The following is a 20,698-nucleotide window of genomic DNA, read 5'->3' as shown; positions in this document are numbered from 1 at the left end:
ATCAAATTACAGATTTTCTTTAATGAATAGCCTGTCACTAATTAGTGAAAAACATTATATATACCATTCTTCATCAGTATATCTTTTTATCAAATTCATACTATCAGGGTCATTTTCAGTGCAAAAGTACAAAATTTCGCCAATTAATAATTCTACCTCATCTTGATTTACTTCAAAACCTTGGTGTTCATTCCAGTCACTATTGATTATTACATTGAAATTGTTATATTCCTCCATATCATATAAAAAATCATATATAATTAGCGAGAAAACTATATTGTAACCTTTGTAATTAACCCATACAGCAATCTTTCCACTATCAAGCTTACTTGCTTTAAAAGAATAATCTCCATAACTATACCAAACAGTATGTTCATTTCTTTTTTCCACTTGCATAATTATCTGCCCCCATATATAGCATATAGATCTGCCAGAACATCCATCTCTGGATTACTTCTTGCACTGAAATGGAAGCTCTTCTCACGAACCATTCATTATTTTTTATCGAACATTATATTTCTAATATTTCGAAAGCATTTCTTATCAAAACTCTAGATAGATTAACCTTGAAAGGTATGTACAATACTATAATAATAACAAACGAATCAAGGTAAATTAAAAGGCATGAGCACAGTAAAATACTGAGTTTATACCTAACAAAATAATTATGCTTAACATTTTGATTGCTACCCAACTAGGTACTTAAAAGTTGTTTTCTCACTGTCTCGAAAAGGGGAATCCGCGCTAACCCAAGTGCTGTTTTTTGTTTGTGTTATTCAAAATACAACAACCAATAATTTATAGCTTCCTATATGAAAGCTTTTCTAATTATTACCCATCTATATTGTTCCTCATATTGTCTAAGTACATTTCAATTTCTTGCTCGTACTGTGGATTCTTCTCAATATACCTTTCTCCTACTATACTCAGGATTATTGACTCATTCCCAAGTTCAATTTCAATATCATCAAATTTTTCTTTATAAAGAGACTTATCATATTTATCTAAGTCACTCCAAAAAGTAAATCCACCAAAATCTATTCCAAAACCAATCTTATTACTCAAACATCTTGCAGCGTCTTTAAATGCCCCGACAACATAATATGCATTAATTAAATTTTCCACTAGTGAGTGTTCCAGGCTAATTAAATCATTGGCATCTAATACTTTATCCATTCATCTTCCTCCTATGGTGGTGGTAGCCTTTGTAATAGCTTCTGAATTCTTCACTGCCTCAAGCGTCTTATTAATAGCTTCTCTAGTAAATCTATTTTATGAGGAGTACTAGCTCATCTATTTAAGTATGTTAGAACATCTTGAATTGGTCTAGCATTATTTAATTTAAATATATTACCTACCTTCCTCATCCATTATGATGGTGAAATAAGACTCTTCATTTAAACTGTCAAGACCTGAGAGGTTGGTAAGATATCCGCAGTTGCCTTGGCAGCCTTTCAAAAATATTGTTGATTACATTCCTAACAACTTGGAGCTCTATTCTATAAAATAATTATATAACAGGGGAATTTTAATGAAAAAAATCCTGCCAGGGATTATTCTTCAGCAAGCTTACTTTCCTCACTTTATGAAACATCTCCCTTCATAACATCAATTTAGATGGGAGGCCTACGCTATAAAGGTTACAGATGCTCAATCTCTATTTTTTATCAAGAACAGATTTAGCACTAAGTTATATTCATCATTAATAATTATCAGTGCTAGGATCATAATCTAGCACTACTTCATTAATTCTATTACTAACATTATTTATTCTTTTCAAGAGATCCTTTATTTCTTCAGTTGACAATTCCTCTTCTAAATATTCTATGTTTATGTTTCCAATCTCTTTTTTAATAGCATCAACTGCCCCTACAAAAACTTTAGAATGTTTTAATATAATTTCTCCCATAGCTAAGTGAACTAATAAATTTTCTGTTTCACCTTCATTGCATACAGTTTCAAATTCATAAAACGTTCTTGCAACAGCATATTTATATCCTTTTTTCTCATTCAATAAGTTCCCATACATCTCGTTAACACTCTCAAACAATTCATTGTATTTCCAATCCTCCATATATCATATCCTCCTTTTTAAATCTAGGGATTTATCCTGTTTCCGTTATTATGCTACTATGAGTTATATCCTAAAGTCATATTATTTTAATCATCACAAAAAACCTTGAGTGGCAATTGGCCAATCAAGGTTCAAGTACTTGATAATGTTTATAAATGACTTCAAGTGTAATACCTAAATAATTACTATGGTTTAACTACGGCTTCAAACTAAGAATATATTCGATTCTTGATTTAGCGCCAAAGCTTGATTTAATAACCTTATAATCTCCATTTTCCATTAATTGTATACAGTTATTTATATCTTGTGATAATAATTCTATCTCTTTTTCATTAGCCTCATTTTTATATCCATCACCATTAATATAGAATTCTAAATTTTCGTATATAAAATCTGGTATTTCCTTAAGTTTAAAACACTCAATTGCAACACAAATATAATATGCAGTCCTTGTAAAAGTATCATAATTTAAATCTCTCCAATCTTCTTCAAATACTTTTGCTGCAGATTGTGGTGCTGTAAATCCATCCTCTTCAATATATTCTTCAAAACTGTATACAACAGAATCTTTGATACTTTCATAATCAACATTATTATTCATAGCACATTCCCCCTTAATCCTTATGGAATTACTGTATCATTTGTAAAGACATTCAACTGTATATTAGGATATTTTTCTCTAAATTCTAATATAACAATTGTACAACTTTGAAAAGTATTTAACTCTGAGAAAAGATTAATCGGCACTGAGTGTCGTTTTTGAGACAGTAAGAAAACACCTTATTAATCTGCCAGTTGACGGTATTTTACCGGCGACTGGTTGTTTAATTTCGTTTGAATCCGGATATTGTTATAATAGGTAATATAGGTTTCGACGATTTGTTTTACGTGCGCATTTGTCGTACTGTAAATGTCGTCGAGATAGAACGTTTCTGACTTTAGCGAGGAGTGAAACGTTTCGATCGGGGAATTATCAGCGGGCGTGCCCTTATGGGACATGCTTATGGTAATTCCTTTTTCTTTTACGGCTTTCTGATAGGCATAGGATGTATAGACAGATCCTTGATCACTATGCAATAAACAATCTTTTCACAAGTTATCTAGCTGATGAAGTGTATCTAATACAAGGGTAATATCTTGGGCAGAACCAATCGTATAGGCAATGATTTCACCATTATAAAGATCCATTATGCTTGAAAGATACATCATAGATTGACCAAAAGGCAAGTACGTAATATCTGTCACGAGTTTCTGACATGACTTCGATGCGCCAAAGGCGCGTGCTAATTGATTTTCAGCCACATGCGTTGGCTGCCCTGTTCGCTTTCTCTTTTTTACTTTTACCCGGCAAGACCAACCGTATTTTTGCATGATGCGTTGGACTGTTTTTTCACTGATTCCTGGGAATAGTGCTGCGATTTTACGATAGCCATATCGGAATTTATGCTCGGCGCACACCTTCCCAATTGCTTGGTCACGTTCATTCTTCTTGGAAAGGCACTGTGCCTCTTTTCTCCAGCGGTAATAGGAGGAACGGGCTACACCTAAATGCACGCACACTGTTTGAATCGGCATGATTTCCTTCAATTCATCTACTAATTCTACAATGATTTTCCCAACCACTTCCTCTCGAATTCGGCGTACTTTTTTAATACTTCAATCTGTTGTTTCAAATAGCGGTTCTCAACTTGTAGTCGCGCTTCTTCTGAATCATATTCCGGCCCTTTACCAAAGGTATATTGCTTACCTACTGGTTGATGGAAACGATGCATTTCTCCGTTTTTGTACCATTTCATCCAAGTCATTAATTGTGTTTTATTTTTGATATTCAATTCCTGCATTACCTGTTTAACCGAAATGCCTGCTAGTCTCATTTCGATTGCTTTCATTTTAACTTCAGCCGGATAACTTACTCTTTTACCCATAAAAAAACACCTCCACATTGATTTTCTGGTATTCAATACCCGTTTTCAACGTAAGGTGTTTTTAAATTGTCTCATTTATTTAGGTCAGTGCAGCTTTTCATTACTAGAGGTTATTGATTTTGTCTTTAAAAACTTTTAAAATTGTTGTGTTTAAATCACTGATTTCTGAGAAATGCCATTCAAACGTCGTTAGAATTCTATGAAGTTCAAATAACATTTTCTCTATTTCATCACCATCGTTCTTATCCAATGAACCAAAATTGTTTAATATAATATCTAAATCTCTAGTTAACACCCTAAAATCCTCAAGGTTCTCGTACTGTTCATCTAAATCTTCTTTATTTACAATATTAATACTTGAATTAAGTTTATCTAGTATGTCCAGTATTCCTTCTAACTTTTTATCCATATAAATTCCTCCACTATTATTTCCACCCCTTAACTACTCGTCCAAGTGCTTTCTTAGTCTTGTCAGGGTTTAAAGTACCATCTAAATTCAATAGTATTTCACATTTCCCGTCTTATCTATTACTTCTAAATGGTCTTTGTGTAATGCGTCAAGATAAACTCCATAACCCTTTTTCAGATATTGGTTATCAGTTTTCTTTTCCACCTTATAAATTGATTGTCCATCGTACTTTACTTTTGATTTTGATAAGGAATTACTTATTTTTTTCCAAATTCCATATCAAAAAACTCATTCATATTTGAAACAGGTTTAACAATACCCTTAGTTCGTTCCCCTCCACCATCTCGCTTCCCAACAGCCTGCATCACCGTGTCCTTCGCGGCTTCTATTCCTTCCCGCACGGTCATGTTCGTTGTGGGACCAAGAGGAATAGGGGCTAATCCAAAATTATGTAAAGGCATGTCAAGCAGTTGTTCCTTCTTTGCCTTCAATGCCGCCTGCGTTTTCGCAATCGGTGTCTTCACCACGTCATCATACGTTTTAGCAGCGGCCGCCTTGATATTGGCTGGATCAAGGGTATTCTTAGCTTTTGTAATAATCGCTGAATTTTTCACGGCCTCAATGGTCTTATTGATCGCTTCTTTACTGAAGTTGCTTTTCCAGAAATCCGCTGCCTGCTGGGTTTTCTGCTGGACCGTGGCATAGACATTTGTCTTGAGGGTTTCCTTCAGCTTATCGGTCTTCATGGCATTGTACGGAAGCGTGTTATCGGCCTTGGAAGCGGCCTTGCCGACTTTCCCTGCCTTGCCTAGCTTGTCGACTCCTTTTAGGCCGACTACTGAGACGACTGCATAAGAGAAGAACTCCGCACGGCTGCGGGCGTCGCCGTTCACAACATCACGTTCCCATGCCGCCTCTACCGCTCCCCACATCTGTTTTGCGGTATCGATCGGGTTCATGATCGCTGTCGCAAGACCGCCAAAGAAGCCGACAGGATCTGTGAACAGGTTTTTTAATAGGTCGAACAAGCCTGTAAAAATATCCGCGATGGCCTGCTGGCTTCTTCGAAAAAGCTGATGATATAATCTCTATTCTATAAAATGATTATATAACGAGGAAATTTGAATAAAAGAAAAAGCCTGCCAAAGATTACTCTCTGACAAACTTGCTTCACTTAATTTATAAAGTACTGGATAGGCGTATGCCTATTTATCAACTATTTCAATCGTAAAACTGTTCCATAATATGCGAGTCTATGGAACACTGGGCTATTTAACACATGAGGAATTCAAGCAACATCCCCTATAATTTTTGTCCAGTTTATTATTGACATTCCAATTCTATAAAATAACTATATAAAGAGGGAATTTGAATAAAGGAAAAGTCTGCTAAAGATTTCTCTCTAACAGACATCATTTTCTCAGTTCTTACAATACTTTGTCTCCTCTTAGCAAATAGAAGACCCTTAATATTATTTATTATATATTTTATTCACTAAAGCTAATAAGTTCTTCTTCCCAAAAACTATCTTGAATTAAAGAAACAGCGTCAATTTGATAAAGACTCATGGAAAGCCAATCTAATAGCTCTTTAGGGGCATCCTTTTGAATATAAGCCCTTCTCCCGTTTTCAGCTTTAATCTTTTTAACAAATTCTACATAGATAAGTAGTGACTCTACCAAAGTTGCTATTGAAGAATTTATTAATACGCTTTTATTTTCATTATCATAATCAATATATACAATCTGAGAGTTACATTCATTAATACACATTGGATTTCCACTGCCTGTATATCCTAAATATATAAAGCGATCGTATAATTCCCCTAAACTATTGTGTTTTTCAGTCAATCTTATTGCCCCTCCATTGGTTGAAGATTCAAATGTTAGAAAGGGCGGAGCAGATTCAGGTAACCCTGCTTTAATTAAAAAATCCTTAGTTTGATTATTTAAAGAGAAAGAATTAATAACAGATTCCTCATAATTAACCAAACCATATGTGTCACTATTCCATTTGTTTAAAAATCCCTCTGGTGAAATCATATTTTACGCCTCCGCTGCTTAATAATTCACTTTGATTGGATGTTAAGTAGGTCCGAGATGTATTCTACCCTTGTTTTAGTAAAATTTGTAGTTGCTATGATCGTATAATGATTTTCAGTAAGAGCTTTTTACATAATTGGATATCTTACAGCAATTGTTGAACGTCTTTTTTATCTATTATTTCTTCAAATTTAGCATTATCTAAAATATTCACTACCCTCGAAGTAAATAAAATCATCAATTTCATTAAATTTCAAGCTTTCCAATGCCAAAGATATGTAGTAGAGAGTTATGGTGTATGGAATTAACATTTACTCTTTTTCTAATATTTTTGCTGAAACTTGGGCAACACTTAGTTCCCCTCTTCTACATATTCCTCAAATCCACATACTATTGTAGAACAAAATAAAACGGCTTGAATCCTCTGTAAATTAGAAGGCAAGCCGTTTAAAATATTAAATTTCACCCGCTATCTTTGGCTAATTAATATAAATTCCAATTCCTATACATGTAGTTACATTTTACTGACCCAGAAGAATTGATAAATAAAGGATAGTAATACAACTTAAGCTTTCAATTCAGCTACTAAACTAATTATCAACTCAGCAAGTGAATTAGCAAGTAATTCGTTCTCCTCAGTTTCAAAATCCTCTACTAGTATTTCTCCTGTTTCATTATCAAAAAGAATTGCCATATCTTCTGGAGAGATGAATCCTATTTGTATATATCTAAGCTTCCTTCCGTTATTCTCTTCATATTGTTGCATCCCCTGAAAAAAGCATAATATAGATTTACCTGGTTCTACAGGTTCAAGATTAACTAACCTTGATCTATAAAATCCTTGTAAGTTCAAGAACCAATAAGAGTTAAAGTATTCTTTAATGTTATGATGAAGTTTCATACTAAGTTTTTTTTCAATTTCTGCAAAATTCTCTATATCTGTTTTTTCAATAGGTTTCCAATATACATATTCCTCTTCATCAGGGTCACTTAAGTACAATCGAGAATCAATATCTTCATCCCATGGTGCTTTAGGATATGTGCCATATTTCGTCCTCCATACATTTATAAGTTCATCAAAATAGTGTTTTAACGCATTTTTTATTTCCATATTAACCCTCCTGCTATATTACCTAATAAATACTTGAAGACGTTCAGCATTTTCCTGATCTTTCCCCCATATACCTACTTGTTTCTCGATATTATGGATTCCCCCGCTCCCTGGTTGTAATGGTTGTGGAATAGCCATTGCCTGCCCTCCACCTCCAATATGATGATGAACTAAGGGCTTTCCTTTTAACCCTACAATATCATATTGAGGGAAATTTCCCCTAAAAGTAGCATCGTTAACAATAGACCAACCATTGTTAAGATTCTTAATATTAGCATCACTAAAATATTCAGGATGTAATTTATACGGATCATCAAACATGCTTGCCAGCAAACCCTAGAATTACAAGGGGTATCTCTACTTACTAAGTAACAAGTGTTTTATCCCGCACTAGGTAGCCCCTCACAGAAAGAAACCTTGAAAAGCATCAATGCCTTTCAAGGTTTCAAAATGATGTATTTCTCTTCGCTACCGTCGCGTGAATTTTAGTTGAATTTTCTGTTTCTCCACCTTCTCCTTTGGGAAGAAAAATGAAAACACGCAAGCAAAGGTAGAAAACCTCCATTTTTTACTGTAATCTTTAACGAGCAAACCAGAAATTTGAAAACCTTTGATATAAAACTATTTCAATATGTGTAACATTTCTTTGATTTTCTCTAATCGCTCTTCAACTTCATTTTTATCATTTGGATGATTTAATAAATACTTTGCACTTGCCTCTTTTAAATAATTATAGAATGTAGGGTAATCCAATACTATAGTTTGGTCTTCCTCTACAGCAGGGTAATCAAAAAAATAGCAAACCCCTTCCTTTCCAAAGTAGCCTTCCTCCCACTCCTCTAGTTCACCTGCAAATAAACACCAAATATGTTCATTACCAAACCCTTGTCTATTACAATACCTATTCAACGCTTTAAGAAAATTCCCGTCTCCAATAGCAAAATAATAAAGTTCCATTAGCTTACTTTCATTTGACATATGATTATCCTCCTATTTCCCTTCAAAAGAAGGATGAAAATTTTTAATCTTCCCATGCTCATCAAGATAGCCAGTAAATCTAAGTCCATTAGATGAATACCCAGTCACTAACCTCCCATTAACTACTCCATTCCCCATAGCCTCTTTCCCCCACACAATCATTTGGTCATTTGAAAGTACATTGGTATCATATACAGTTTTTGGCTGAGGAATATTTTTATATTGACCAGGCACAATCTTCAATTCCCTATCTAATGTAGGGAGTCTATATTCTATTTCATAAACTCCTTCGGCTGTAGGGTGCGGAGTCCTTGAAACAATGACGTCATCTAGCTTCCAACCTTGATCCTTTAAGATTTTTTCAAAGCTTTCTAAACTATGACCTCCCACAACACCTTTATTCCCTCTTCGAACAATTTTTTGGGCATTTATCATATGGTCAGCAAAACTATCAACATACTCAAAGTTATGCTTTATCCCTGATGTGGAATTACCCGTACCCTTATTCCGTTCCCCTCCACCATCTTGCTTCCCAACAACCTGCATCACCGTGTCCTTCGCGGCTTCTATTCCTTCCCGCACGGTCATGTTCGTTGTAGGACCAAGAGGAATTGGGGATAATCCAAAATTAGGTAAAGGCATGTCAAGCAGTTGTTCCTTCTTCGCCTTCAATGCCGCCTGCGTCTTCGCAATCGGTGTCTTCACCACATTCTCATACGTTTTAGCAGCGGCCGCCTTGATATTGGCTGGATCAAGGGTATTCTTAGCTTTTGTAATAATCGCCGAATTTTTCACGGCCTCAATGGTCTTATTGATCGCTTCTTTACTGAAGTTGCTTTTCCAGAAATCCGCTGCCTGCTGGGTTTTCTGCTGGATCGTGGCGTAGACATTTGTCTTGAGAGTTTCCTTCAGCTTATCGGTCTTCATTGCATTAGGTATACTAGTAGATAAACCATGATAGTACAACCATCTTGAAAGTTCTATTTTCAATCCAATTATTTAAAATTTCCCCACGAGAATATTTGTTGATTTAATATAAATTAAATTAAAAAACCTTGAAAGGCATTTAGCCAATCAAGGAATAAGTGATATTTTCGCTATTTAGAAAACACCATAAATATTCATTTCTGTATGATCCTCTCGAATCAAGATAAAGCTATTTTGATTCGAGAAATTATTGCTCATCATATAAACTATCAAGAAATTCTTTAAAATTTTTAGCTAGGAAATACATATTTTCCATTTCGTCATGTTCCTCATCATGTACCCAATGATATATTTGTCCAAAGTACTCTTTGTTTATTCCAATGCATATTTGATTCCCACTTGGATCATCTGCTATTGGAATAAAACCTATTTCTAATATTTCATCAAAAATATCGATTTTTTTCTCTAAATTGTCATACATATTACCAATTCCATAAAAAATATTTAAAATACTTTCACCTAACTCATCAGATATTTTATAAGTTCCTGGGCTAGGATATCCTCCATTATATTCTATTAAAAAATCTCTATAATCTCTAGGAAGTGTAATATTATAATTATGCTCAAAACTTTCTAAATCTCCTATAGGTAAACTCTCATGTATCTTTTCAATTTTCACCATAGTCTCACTCCTTATTCTCTATTTTTTCCATTTACTTTTGATTGCCCGCCTATATGCTTAAATTCATCATGAATATCTTTAACTACAAGAAGCATGGTTTCCCCATCTTGATGATGATGCCAAGTATATCCTATAGGCGGTCGCCTTATATCAAAAATTGGAGGGTCAGTATCTTTACTTAGTTTAGCTTCTATATTTGCATTTTCAAAATCTTTTGGATTATTTTTAGGGGAATGGACTTTAATTTTTACCGGTTTAACATTCGGATGCATAAACGGTGTAAAATCTGGGTAACCATCTGGATAACTTACAGAAACTCCAGACTTGTTAGTATAAGTCCAAGTTCCGTCATTATCTATAGAGATTTCCCCACCTTTATCATACCACTTTTTAGGTATCCGTGAGTTCATCGGTTTTGTCTCCAAAATTTCTTTAGTGAAATCTTCTAATTTTAATGGAGTACCATTCCCCTTGATTTTAACCCGCTCTCCCCCACCATCTTGCTTCCCAACAACCTGCATCACCGTGTCCTTCGCGGCTTCTATTCCTTCCCGCACGGTCATGTTCGTTGTAGGACCAAGAGGAACTGGGGATAATCCAAAATTAGGTAAAGGCATATCAAGCAGTTGTTCCTTCTTTGCTTTCAATGCCGCCTGCGTCTTGGCAATCGGTGTCTTCACCACATTCTGATAAGTTTTAGCAGCTGCCGCCTTGATATTGGCTGGCTCGATAACGTTCTTAGCCTTGGTGATAACTGCTGAATTCTTCGCAGCCTCGATCGTCTTATTGATCGCTTCTTTACTGAAGTTGCTTTTCCAGAAATCCGCTGCCTGCTGGGCTTTCTGCTGAACCGTGGCGTAGACATTTGTCTTGAGGGTTTCCTTCAGCTTATCGGTCTTCATGGCATTGTACGGAAGCGCGTTATCTGCTTTAGAAGCTGCATTGCCGACTTTCCCTGCCTTGCCGAGCTTGTCGACTCCTTTTAGGCCGACTACTGAGACGACTGCATAAGAGAAGAACTCCGCACGGCTGCGTGCATCGCCGTTTACAACATCGCGTTCCCATGCCGCCTCGACCGCCCCCCACATCTGTTTTGCAGTATCGATCGGGTTCATGATCGCTGTCGCAAGACCGCCAAAGAAGCCGACAGGATCTGTGAACAGGTTTTTTAATAGGTCGAACAAGCCTGTAAAAATATCCGCGATTGCTTTGGCAACCCCTTCAGCAATTCCTACAAGCACATCTCCTACAACCTTATACCACGCCTTATCTTCCTTCACATCTGTTTCGACGGGACGTTCGCATGCGAGCATCTCCTGCGAGTCAATTCCGTTCTCTACACCCATGGCAGACAGGCTCATCGCAATCGCACTGTTACCCGTGATGCTCGACCACTTATCGGTCGGGAAGTTGACATCCGTCAGTCCTTCTTGGAAGAGACCTTCGATGTTTTGTACCCACTCCTTCATCGACTGGATACTTGATTCAATCGGTACGAGCTGCGTTGTTTGGGTACTGTCAAATGTATGAAGTGCCTCTACCGTGTCATCCCGCTTTGTCTTGGCATCTGCAACACTTTCCTGAACAAGCGTATCGTCAAGCTTCGGCAGGCCGACGATATCCGAGACTTCATCCATGATGGCATTCGCCTCGTCTGTCAGGGTTGCAGTAATCGTGGCGCTTTCTGTGAGTCCTTCTTCGACCTTCGTCTCCAGGAATTCCTCTACAATATGACCGGCATCGACCGGCTCCAGTGAGACAAGTGCCTGCTGAGCCTGCTGGAGGACTGTATTGAATTCCTCTTTAAATGACAGGAAATACTGTAGAAAGGGCAGATGGCAGGATGTATAGAAGTCACGAATTGCTTGGCCGCCCTCTCCTTTTAGCGCTTCCTCCATGGCTGTAAGTTCCGATACGGCCTTTTGAATCGCGGTAATTTCCTTTTCCAGCCGGTTCATCCTGTTAATATTGCGGATCAATCCATCATGCAGAAGATCGACATCCAATACTTTCATTATATCACCCACTTTAATTTAATTAGAAACATTTCTAAACCAAAGTGCTAAAGTGCCGGGTAGCTCCGACAAGCGCTAAGGCTGTAAAACTAACTATCACTTTAAGTAGTCTCAACCTCGATGTAATCGTTCCATTATATAAATCTCCAGGCCTTCACACCGAAAAAAACAGCCAAGCTTCTGATAGAAGCCTGACAGGTTATTGCAAAAAAGGTTAGGAGTACGCCACATACGGCTTATTCAATACCGCCCCGTTAATGGCAGCAGAAATTTTTTCATCCTGTTCTTTCATATATTGAACGGAGTTTTTCGATGCCTGGACATTGTTCAGCAGCAGCGTTTGATAGGTTGTTAAAAGGGTCTCGAGCTCTTTTGCTACACTATTTAATTTTGTTGCTACCTCTAATACGTTGCCTGTAATCTCTGGCTCCGCCTTCGGATTTAATCCATTGGCTTCCGTTTCCATTACACCTAGCTGCTCTTCTGCTTCTGCATAAATCATTTTGATTTCAGTTGTCATGCAATCATCTCCTCTTTACGCCTTTGATTTTAGATAAGTGCCGGATAGGAAATCATCAACTAGAAAAAATTAATACCTTTTCAGCTATAAGCCCTTCCTCAGACCGAAGAAGGGCTTATGCTGAAGTAAAGAGCTGGCTGGCTTTTCAAGTACCTTCCTTTGTACCGCGGATGAACCGTGGCAGCAAGAACAAGAATGTCAGAAGCAGCAAACCCAGTAATATGCCGATATAGAAGGTTTTAATGCCTGTCGTATCCGCTATACGGCTAACTTCTCCACCCTCGGTCTTCACCTCCTTTTCACTATTCGTGAAAAGGAGGAGCTTGGTAGATTCATAGGCAGTCGTTTTGTGTTCTTCAAAGCCTTCCTGAAACAGCTGGTTTTTCATTTCCTCCTCGGCATCGTAATCCTTTGGGAGAAAGTCCAGCAGTTTTTGCTCCTCGGGTAAGTTCTCTCTTCTCTCCAATAACGGATCATTATGAAGATATTCCGTATTGTCTTTAAACTGTTTATCCTTATACTCATTCGGATTCAGCTCCTCCAGACTTGGACTGGCAAGGATCAAATCGGGCTCCAGCACGATCCAGAAGAAAACAATGGCTAATAGAACACTATACTTCCATGGATGCTTCATCATCTAATGGAACAGACTCCTTTTTCAAACGTTTTACAAGCGCCGGAATGGCAGCTGCAAATACCAAAATAGCAGCCAGCACGACTACTGCCGTCATGAGAAGTGATTCCGGACCATATTGAATGGATAGATAAACTTTTGACATTGGGTCTTCATAATCAATATTCGTAGCAAGCAGTGCAAGCATTGGTGTGACGAAGAATACAATGACTGCAATCGTTACAAACCAGCCAACCAAACTATTAATAGAGAAGCCGGCAAAGATTACAGCAGAGACTGTTGTCAGCAGCAGTACTGTGAAAATCGTCCATTCAATGGCGCTTTGTTCGCTTAATGGATAAATATCCAAGCCGTAGATGCTGATAATTAGCCCAACAATGATATTCAGCAGAACGAATAATGCCATGCGGACAAGTACTTTATCTTGCTTGAAGTAATAGCAGAAGTATCCGATCATCAAGCCGCTGATCAGCACGATCGCTAGTATAATGACTGGCGGCATTTTATTTTCCTGCTCGATAGTCGGATTCAGGCTGCTTGTCGCAAGCGGTGTTGCTAAATACTCATAGATTTGCCCGTTCTTCTGTCCATCCACGAACGCCCCATTTAGAATTGCATGGATATCATTTCGATAGAGCTCCGTCGTTCTGACATTTTCATTCCACTTATTATTAAGGATAGAAGTATCTGCATTGACGTTCTGTGCCTTTGTTTGTAACTCGCTTGTTACAGCCATCAGATTCGCCTGATTGTCTGTCACCATATCCATGGAAGCTCTAATGAATTCCAGCTCCTGGCTGAGCGACTGCTGCCCCGATACAAGACCCGTACCCTGCATATCACCGGCAGAGACTGGCGTGTCTGACAACAGGACATTCATTTGTGTTCGTGCATTATTTGCGCTTTGCTCAACCTGATCCATCTGCTCGTTCATTTCGACATAGTCTGCCTCCAATGTGACAAGCTGTGCGAAGAAGAATGAGTTGATATCATCTTTTAATGTAGCAAGCTGCTTTTGAGCAGCAGGCATACCCGTATTTAACTCGTCAAAGCCTGCTTGTTCCTGTTCTGCAATATCCAGAATGTCGTTAGCCTTCGAGTCAATCAAGTGATTGTTTTCATCCAGTAACTGCGTATTGATCACTGATTCATACTTCACTAATGTTTCAAAATAGGAAAGCAGGAGAGTTTCCCTGACATTTGGCAGAGGAGCTTGGAATACTTTAAGCAGTCTATTTCTTTTTCCATCTGTCACTTGCTCTGACTGAAGGATTTCTGACTCCTTTTGCTCGATTTTCTCAGCAATGGAAAGTTCCTCTTCTACCTCTTCTTCTGTACCTTCCTCTTGATCAGTCACAAGGTCGGATTGTGCATTACCGAGCTGCTGCTGCAGCTGGCTTTCCTGCTGCTGAATTAACTTAATATTTGCCTCGATTTCTGCAAGCTGCGCTGTCACATTCGTTAACAGTGCCTCAAGCTCACTTGACGTTCCTTCTGTGGCAGCCGCCGGATCAGTCCCTGCCTGGTTCTGACTCTGGTTCTTCATATTCGTTATTTCTTGAAGGACTGCCTGCAATTTTCCTCGTTCAGCTTCTAATGCTGAAATCTTGGAGGAAGCAAGATATTCATCCACATTCGTAGAAGTTACAGGCGGCTTTTTGTCCGTAGTAGGTTTCACAGGGATAACAGGTGCAGAATCCACCTTATTTCTCATGGCAATCACTTCGTTTTCATATTCAACGACGAGTTCACCCTCTATTTCCTTTAGCAGATCCCAAATTTCCTCCTGCTGATCGGACGCATAATTCCTTAACTCTACAAATGTTTTTTGATTCGAAGCCAGCTGGCCTTCTAATAGCTCTACATTCGTAGAGAATGCTTCACTTGCTTTGTCTAATTGTTCCTTCATCGCCATGAAGCGGGGCTCCTGCTCCGTTTTCGCCTTCACAACTAATTCCACATTCTCATCCTGCATCGTCTGCAGCAGCTGCTGGTTGGCAACCTGGAAGTCCTTATACTGCTCTACAAACGTAACGAATTCAAGGAGCCCGGATTCAAATTGCTTCGCTTGATCTGCGCTGTTTCCAACTGAAGCCCCCTGCCCCTCTACGGCTGTATGCAGATTTTCCAGCATACCCTTTTGGTTTTCAATTGCCTGTACGACTGTTGCCAGATTCGGCTGATAGTAAGCAGAGATTGTATCTAGGAACTCCATTTCCTTATCAAGAATCGTATCAAATTGGTCACGCACCTTTTGCAGGTCCTGTGATACATAGCTCCAGTAAAGAGTCCCAACTTTTCCATTCACTCGCGAGGTTGCTTTGTTAATTTCACGCAGGATTTTTTCACGGTTGATCGCATTCAATTGGTCGGAAATCGTATATTTGAATTCCGCCTTTACCGGCTGCTGCTCTTCATAGGTCATGATATTTTCGGAAAAATCGGAAGGGATATAGACAACTGCGTCATACTCCCGGTCCTGCAAGCCTTTTTCCGTCGTACTTCTGCTGGCAACGACCCATTCATAATCTGAATCGCCCGACAGGATCGGTACCATTTCCTTCCCAAAATCGAAAAGCTGTTCTTTCTTCTCTGTCCCCCCGTCTTCATTGACGATGGCGATTTTTTTAATCCCATTGGAACGATCGAAAAAAGGGTTTTCGCCAATTCCCAGGAAGAACAGGAATGGCGTCGCAATAATCAAAATCATCACAGAGATAATGGTGATCGTTAATTTTGTCTTTTTTGTCACGTGTAAATCCTTCTTTCTATTTCGCATAATGGAATTTGTATTTTTACTGCATTTCCATTCAATACATAGTAGCCGAAGCCTGTCATGACCTCGTCCTCTTTGCGGTCATATGGCAGGGTAAACAGCGTCTGCTCTGATTTTTTCACAAGAAGGATCGCTTGGCGTATCTGTTTAATTTCACCTGTTAATGCATCGTACCCTTTTGTTACCTCGCTGCTGTTGCCGGCGACAATTATGCTGAAACCCAAATGGCTGTAATTTTTCATCAGCTTGCCAACCCGGTCTTGTAAACTGCTATCAAGCTTAGCCAGGAATCTTGGATAATCGTCGATGATAAACAGGATTGGATCAAACGAATGACTCGCTCTTTCCATCGCATTCATTGCCATATACTGCTGTTCACGACCGGCAAGCTTTCCTTCTGCCGTTGTCAGCCATTCTGCGATTTGTTCCTTCACTTCCAGCATGACAACTGTTTGTGAGTCAGCAATGTTTGCTAGTCCTCCCTCGACAGAATCATGTACTGCAATATCCTCTATGCCATATTCGAGTGCAGTTGTTAACATATTTTTCAGGATATTTGTCTTGCCTTTTTGTGCCTGGCCGAGGATAAGACAATGTTTATTGCTTTGTAAGTTCACACTGATTGGCTGTACAAATTCCTCTTCAAGACCGATTGGGAACAGCGCCCGTGATGTACTTGTCTGCTTGATATATTCTTTAAAGCTTCGGGCCGTCAATTGCGCAGGCAGCATTGGAATCGGTGAAGGAAGTTTCGCCTCTTTATATCTTTCCTTCATGACCTGCACCTGCTCTTTTATTCCTTCCAGCACATCAAAATCAGTAGCACCGTCGACAGGCAGGAATATCTGTGCAAAGGCAGCTTCATCTGTTTTGATGATGGCCCTGCCCGGAATAGGCTCAGGCTTTAATGTCGTCTTGCCTAAAACCGTATAAGCTTCACTTTGGTCAAATAAATAATGGACAACCTTTGTTTTCAGGTTGTTCATCACCGCCTGGCGGATTGTAGAAATCCTTGTAGCCGTGAAGATCATATAAATCCCAAGCGATTGGCCATCCCTTACAAATTGATTGAAGAATTGCTCGATATCCTGCATTTCCTCTTTCACAAAGTCGAAGTTTTCCACCACGATAAACAGTACCGGCAGGCGCTCTTTACTAATACGGTTGTACAGCTTGATATTGCTCACTTCATATTCCTGAAGCAGCTGCTTTCTCCGTTTGATTTCTTCGCGGAGGAAGCTCATCAGCTTTTCAATCTTGCGTGTATCCTCCATTGTGAAGAAGTCTGCGACATGCGGCAGCTGTTTTAACGGCAGCAGTGAACCGTTTCCGAAGTCTAGTAAATAATAATGCACTTCCTCCGGTGTATAGTGCTGCGCAATACCGAGCAGAATCGTTAGAGCCGTATAGGATTTCCCATAGCCGACTGCACCAAAAATACCGATATTGCCGTCGTCCATCAGGCGGTAGAAGTAAGGAGCCTGACTCTGCTTTTCCGGCTCATCCGTGACAGCGAGCGGGATAAGTTCCGGCGATGGCACTGGATAGGTGCTGCTTGCTATTCTTTCAGCAAGCGGCGGCAGCCACGGACTCTTCAGCATCTGGATTTCATGTTCTTCATGGTGCATTGCAATTTGCTCCACAATTGCATCAATTTCTGTTATACGTGTCTTTCGATTTGGTTCTTTGGTCGAAACGTTTGATAAAGGAATAAGCCCTAAATCTGTTACAAGGGCAATTTCATTTTCCCCCTCAGAATGTTCTGTTAGGTAAGGGGCTCCACTCCATGCAGACTGGAATAGTTCGTAAACCTCATTGTTTCCGACCTGTAAATAGCCTCTACCTGTCACAGTAATAGCCGCAGCATCAGCGTTTTTCAGGATTTCCTTACTGTCGTTTGCATCCTGCACCTTCAACGCAACCTTAAAGCGGGAATTACTCCAGATTTGGTCGTCAATGATTCCCCCTGGCTTTTGTGTCGCCAAAATAAGATGGACACCTAGACTCCGCCCAATCCGTGCGGCACTGACCAGCTCCCGGATAAATTCCGGCTCTTCATTTTTCAGCTCTGCAAATTCATCGGAAATAAGGAACAGATGCGGCAGCGGTTCCTTTGCAATCTGCTGCTTATATAACGTTGTATAGTCGTCAATATGTGATACCTCATATTGATCAAATAGACGCTGCCTTTGCTTTAATTCACTTCGAATGGAGGCAAGCGCCCGGTTTGTAAAGTTCACACTGCTTTCTATATTTGTAATTGTTCCTAAAAGGTGCGGCAGCTTTTTGAAAGGCTTTGCCATTCCGCCGCCCTTATAGTCAATCAGCAAGAACGCCACTTCGTGAGGGTGGAAGTGAACGGCCAGGGACAGGATATACGTCTGCAAAAATTCACTTTTCCCTGAACCGGTCGTACCTGCGAGCAATCCATGCGGACCATGTGCTTTTTCATGAAGGTTCAAATGCACGTAGTCATCCTTCCCCTTCAGTCCAATCGGCACGGCAAGCGATTTTGAAGACTCATTCGATACCCAGTTTTCATAAATCGGCAGCTCTTCTACCTGACTGACATTCATCATTTCTAAAAATGTCACACTTGTCGGGATAGAGTTTGTCATTCCGACCTGATGGTGAAGTGTACGCAGCATCCTTGCAAAATCTTCATTGTCTTTTGTGCGATGTCTATCCAGCTTAAACGGAATATCAACTGTCCGCTGGTTGCGCAGCAGGATATCTCCTTCTGTATCACTGATATAGCGAACCAATGTATGGATATTATCGGACAAGCTCTCTTTTGCATCTGTCGCAAACATAACCGAAATACCGATATTCGCGTAATCCCCTTCTAAGTACTCTAAAATGACGTGGTCCGCAATAAGCGCCGGGTTGGTCACAATAAAGACAATCTGAGGTGTAAAAATCAGGTTATCTTCCTTCTCCATCAAATCCCGTTCCCGGATCATTTCGTAGATGGATGTCAGTAGCTGGTCCCGTGTTGTTTCATTATAGATGAAGCCCCTTGCATGCCGATTTGGCAACACAAAATGCGGCAGCCATTTCATCCATTCGAATTCCTGATAGTCCTTCTCGTCAAAAATGAAAACAAATCGGACATCATGATAGCTATGAAAGAATGCCAGCTGACCGACGATTTGGTGAATTTCGTTTTTTACAACTCGATCTTTCCCAATCAGACCGACTGGACCAACTGAAAAATCGGCAACAATCGGGACTTCTTTTACTTCTTTATAAAGTTTTTCTAAATGCTGCGATTTCTCAATTAAATCATCCAGCTCCCGGTTGGCCATATCATTTGAATTGAGCGTAACCGTATAGCTGGCTGGCATACTGCCCGTTCCGAGACGGAATTGAAGGAAGTCCCTGCTTGTGAGGGAGCGTTCCCAAATACGATCGGATATTTCAGATGTCAGGTACTTCATCCGTTCGAATGCAGGAAAATGGAATTCCATCGCAAATTTTTGCTGATCAGTCAGTGACTGCAATTCCTCACGTTTATCCTCTAAATATTTTCTGTACACACGCACCCTTTTTTCTTCTCTTTCCTTATGGCGCTTTCGGTCTTTAAAATATTGTACAGAGGAAGTAATCATTGTCATGATAAACATCACCATTGAGACAATAATAAAAATACCGCGCGGCTGAATGATGGCAACTACCCCCATCGCAATAAGCATCACTAATGGAGGTAGAATAATAAGCCATAATCCCCTATTAGACATTTCAGTTTCTTGGGCGGGGAAGGAAAGCGAAACTTTCTCTTTGGGCAATTCATAAAGCATCCGTGGTGTCCGTCGGTAAATTGGATATTTCTTCTTCATTTCAGAATAAGGTACCTTGATTAAAGCAAGAGCTGATTCATACTGCTCATAGCCGATTACCTGCAGCACATCTTCTGCTGTAAAACGGAGGAGCAAGCAAGGTGTGAAAATCCAATCTCCAACCTCAATTTTTCGCTTGCCCCCGATTTTTTTACCATTTACATAAACAGAGCTGTCTTCTGGATTGATCATCCACTCGTCTTCATGCTTAAGGAAAGAAAACTGAAGCTGTCCCTTTGCCCCCAATTGATGTTCTGCTTTAAAAATATCAGCCATTTCCAAAGAATCGGAAACAACAATTTCCTCACGTTCTCCTACGTAATAATCTGCCGTTTCACCTTCTGACCGTAACTGAACGATTGTAAGGCTCCGATTGCCGTCCAATATATCAAACGGTCGATTCGCCTCCAAATTACCAATAATCTTGCCGCCTTGTCTGACTTTGTATCCGACAGCATCTTCGGTAATCGTAAGAAACCCATTCGTAAAAGGGAATTGCCTTATCGTCACTGTACGGTCGATTTCACCGCCTATGGTAAACGATTCCATCTTCTTTTTATCCGCTTGCATTATTTGGTAATTATTACCGTAAAAAAATAAAAATACGCTCAATTATTCCACCTTCTCTTGCTTAAAGGTCGCTCCCTCTTATCCTCCATTGAATAGAAGGGGCATACTGCACTCTTAACCAAACCAATGAAGAAATGAGTGAGACAGCATACTGTCAAAATCTGACAAGTGCTTACCAGCTGCATTTCCCTCGCTT

18 protein-coding genes and 1 pseudogene are annotated in these 20,698 nt (G+C 39.4%); all 19 read right to left on the bottom strand.

Annotated elements, in window-relative coordinates:
• Positions 1–54 precede the first annotated feature (54 nt).
• Entirely contained in the window at positions 55–396 is a 342-nt protein-coding gene (locus AA0Y26_RS03585; RefSeq protein WP_413365194.1) for a hypothetical protein, read from the bottom strand.
• Positions 397–831: 435 nt separating this feature from the next.
• Positions 832–1,176: a hypothetical protein gene (locus AA0Y26_RS03580; RefSeq protein WP_413365192.1), complete on the bottom strand. Its 345-nt coding sequence runs from the start codon at positions 1,174–1,176 to the stop codon at positions 832–834.
• Positions 1,177–1,702: 526 nt separating this feature from the next.
• A complete protein-coding gene (locus AA0Y26_RS03575; RefSeq protein WP_413365190.1) occupies positions 1,703–2,074 on the bottom strand; it encodes an Imm3 family immunity protein in 372 nt (123 codons plus the stop codon).
• A gap of 196 nt (positions 2,075–2,270) precedes the next feature.
• Positions 2,271–2,675 carry a hypothetical protein gene (locus AA0Y26_RS03570; protein ID WP_413365188.1) on the bottom strand — a complete coding sequence of 135 codons (405 nt, stop codon included), beginning with the start codon at positions 2,673–2,675 and terminating at the stop codon, positions 2,271–2,273.
• Positions 2,676–2,695: 20 nt separating this feature from the next.
• A complete protein-coding gene (locus AA0Y26_RS03565) occupies positions 2,696–2,821 on the bottom strand; it encodes a deaminase domain-containing protein (protein ID WP_413365187.1) in 126 nt (41 codons plus the stop codon).
• Between the two features lie 36 nt (positions 2,822–2,857).
• Positions 2,858–3,999 (bottom strand): annotated as a pseudogene (locus AA0Y26_RS03560) (IS3 family transposase).
• A 103-nt stretch (positions 4,000–4,102) separates the two neighbouring features.
• Positions 4,103–4,408 carry a hypothetical protein gene (locus AA0Y26_RS03555; protein ID WP_413365185.1) on the bottom strand — a complete coding sequence of 102 codons (306 nt, stop codon included), beginning with the start codon at positions 4,406–4,408 and terminating at the stop codon, positions 4,103–4,105.
• 257 nt (positions 4,409–4,665) lie between these two features.
• Positions 4,666–5,436 carry a hypothetical protein gene (locus AA0Y26_RS03550; protein WP_413365183.1) on the bottom strand — a complete coding sequence of 257 codons (771 nt, stop codon included), beginning with the start codon at positions 5,434–5,436 and terminating at the stop codon, positions 4,666–4,668.
• Between the two features lie 459 nt (positions 5,437–5,895).
• Positions 5,896–6,450 (bottom strand): SUKH-4 family immunity protein, encoded by a 555-nt coding sequence (locus tag AA0Y26_RS03545; protein WP_413365181.1) that lies wholly within the window; start codon positions 6,448–6,450, stop codon positions 5,896–5,898.
• A gap of 565 nt (positions 6,451–7,015) precedes the next feature.
• On the bottom strand, positions 7,016–7,561 hold the full coding sequence (locus tag AA0Y26_RS03540; RefSeq protein WP_413365180.1) for a SecY-interacting protein Syd: 546 nt from the start codon (positions 7,559–7,561) through the stop codon (positions 7,016–7,018).
• An 18-nt stretch (positions 7,562–7,579) separates the two neighbouring features.
• Complete coding sequence (locus tag AA0Y26_RS03535; protein WP_413365179.1) at positions 7,580–7,882, bottom strand: hypothetical protein; 303 nt, start codon at positions 7,880–7,882, stop codon at positions 7,580–7,582.
• 300 nt (positions 7,883–8,182) lie between these two features.
• Positions 8,183–8,539, bottom strand: coding sequence for a ribonuclease toxin immunity protein CdiI (cdiI, locus tag AA0Y26_RS03530; RefSeq protein ID WP_413365178.1), 357 nt, complete (start codon positions 8,537–8,539; stop codon positions 8,183–8,185).
• Between the two features lie 12 nt (positions 8,540–8,551).
• Positions 8,552–9,529 (bottom strand): CdiA family toxin C-terminal domain-containing protein, encoded by a 978-nt coding sequence (locus AA0Y26_RS03525; protein WP_413365176.1) that lies wholly within the window; start codon positions 9,527–9,529, stop codon positions 8,552–8,554.
• A gap of 184 nt (positions 9,530–9,713) precedes the next feature.
• Complete coding sequence (locus AA0Y26_RS03520) at positions 9,714–10,148, bottom strand: SMI1/KNR4 family protein (protein WP_413365175.1); 435 nt, start codon at positions 10,146–10,148, stop codon at positions 9,714–9,716.
• A gap of 11 nt (positions 10,149–10,159) precedes the next feature.
• Positions 10,160–12,163 carry a T7SS effector LXG polymorphic toxin gene (locus tag AA0Y26_RS03515; protein ID WP_413365174.1) on the bottom strand — a complete coding sequence of 668 codons (2,004 nt, stop codon included), beginning with the start codon at positions 12,161–12,163 and terminating at the stop codon, positions 10,160–10,162.
• 214 nt (positions 12,164–12,377) lie between these two features.
• Positions 12,378–12,683, bottom strand: a complete 306-nt coding sequence (locus AA0Y26_RS03510) for a DUF5344 family protein (RefSeq protein ID WP_413365172.1) — start codon at positions 12,681–12,683, stop codon at positions 12,378–12,380.
• A 145-nt stretch (positions 12,684–12,828) separates the two neighbouring features.
• Positions 12,829–13,320: a type VII secretion protein EssA gene (gene essA, locus AA0Y26_RS03505; RefSeq protein WP_413365170.1), complete on the bottom strand. Its 492-nt coding sequence runs from the start codon at positions 13,318–13,320 to the stop codon at positions 12,829–12,831.
• The gene (gene esaA, locus AA0Y26_RS03500; RefSeq protein WP_413365168.1) at positions 13,295–16,069 is read right to left on the bottom strand and encodes a type VII secretion protein EsaA; all 2,775 of its coding nucleotides are present in this window, start codon (positions 16,067–16,069) and stop codon (positions 13,295–13,297) included. The genes essA and esaA overlap by 26 nt, the downstream gene beginning before the upstream one ends.
• Positions 16,066–20,544, bottom strand: a complete 4,479-nt coding sequence (gene essC, locus AA0Y26_RS03495; RefSeq protein ID WP_413365166.1) for a type VII secretion protein EssC — start codon at positions 20,542–20,544, stop codon at positions 16,066–16,068. The genes esaA and essC overlap by 4 nt, the downstream gene beginning before the upstream one ends.
• Positions 20,545–20,698: the final 154 nt, after the last annotated feature.

This window comes from Lysinibacillus canaveralius (assembly GCF_047301505.1).
In the GTDB taxonomy this organism is placed as follows: Bacteria; Bacillota; Bacilli; order Bacillales_A; family Planococcaceae; genus Lysinibacillus_B.
The sequence above is the reverse complement of the archived record's forward strand: the minus strand, read 5'-3'. Positions and strand labels throughout refer to the sequence as shown.

Excerpts from the sequence above, each read along its gene's own strand:
- AA0Y26_RS03545 (WP_413365181.1), bottom strand. The coding sequence starts at position 6,450 with ATGATTTCACCAGAGGGATTTTTAAACAAATGGAATAGTGACACATAT.
- essA (WP_413365170.1), bottom strand. The coding sequence starts at position 13,320 with ATGATGAAGCATCCATGGAAGTATAGTGTTCTATTAGCCATTGTTTTC.
- AA0Y26_RS03535 (WP_413365179.1), bottom strand. The coding sequence starts at position 7,882 with ATGTTTGATGATCCGTATAAATTACATCCTGAATATTTTAGTGATGCT.
- AA0Y26_RS03520 (WP_413365175.1), bottom strand. The coding sequence starts at position 10,148 with ATGGTGAAAATTGAAAAGATACATGAGAGTTTACCTATAGGAGATTTA.
- AA0Y26_RS03580 (WP_413365192.1), bottom strand. The coding sequence starts at position 1,176 with ATGGATAAAGTATTAGATGCCAATGATTTAATTAGCCTGGAACACTCA.
- AA0Y26_RS03585 (WP_413365194.1), bottom strand. The coding sequence starts at position 396 with ATGCAAGTGGAAAAAAGAAATGAACATACTGTTTGGTATAGTTATGGA.
- AA0Y26_RS03515 (WP_413365174.1), bottom strand. The coding sequence starts at position 12,163 with ATGAAAGTATTGGATGTCGATCTTCTGCATGATGGATTGATCCGCAAT.
- AA0Y26_RS03575 (WP_413365190.1), bottom strand. The coding sequence starts at position 2,074 with ATGGAGGATTGGAAATACAATGAATTGTTTGAGAGTGTTAACGAGATG.
- AA0Y26_RS03555 (WP_413365185.1), bottom strand. The coding sequence starts at position 4,408 with ATGGATAAAAAGTTAGAAGGAATACTGGACATACTAGATAAACTTAAT.
- AA0Y26_RS03510 (WP_413365172.1), bottom strand. The coding sequence starts at position 12,683 with ATGACAACTGAAATCAAAATGATTTATGCAGAAGCAGAAGAGCAGCTA.
- AA0Y26_RS03570 (WP_413365188.1), bottom strand. The coding sequence starts at position 2,675 with ATGAATAATAATGTTGATTATGAAAGTATCAAAGATTCTGTTGTATAC.
- AA0Y26_RS03540 (WP_413365180.1), bottom strand. The coding sequence starts at position 7,561 with ATGGAAATAAAAAATGCGTTAAAACACTATTTTGATGAACTTATAAAT.
- cdiI (WP_413365178.1), bottom strand. The coding sequence starts at position 8,539 with ATGTCAAATGAAAGTAAGCTAATGGAACTTTATTATTTTGCTATTGGA.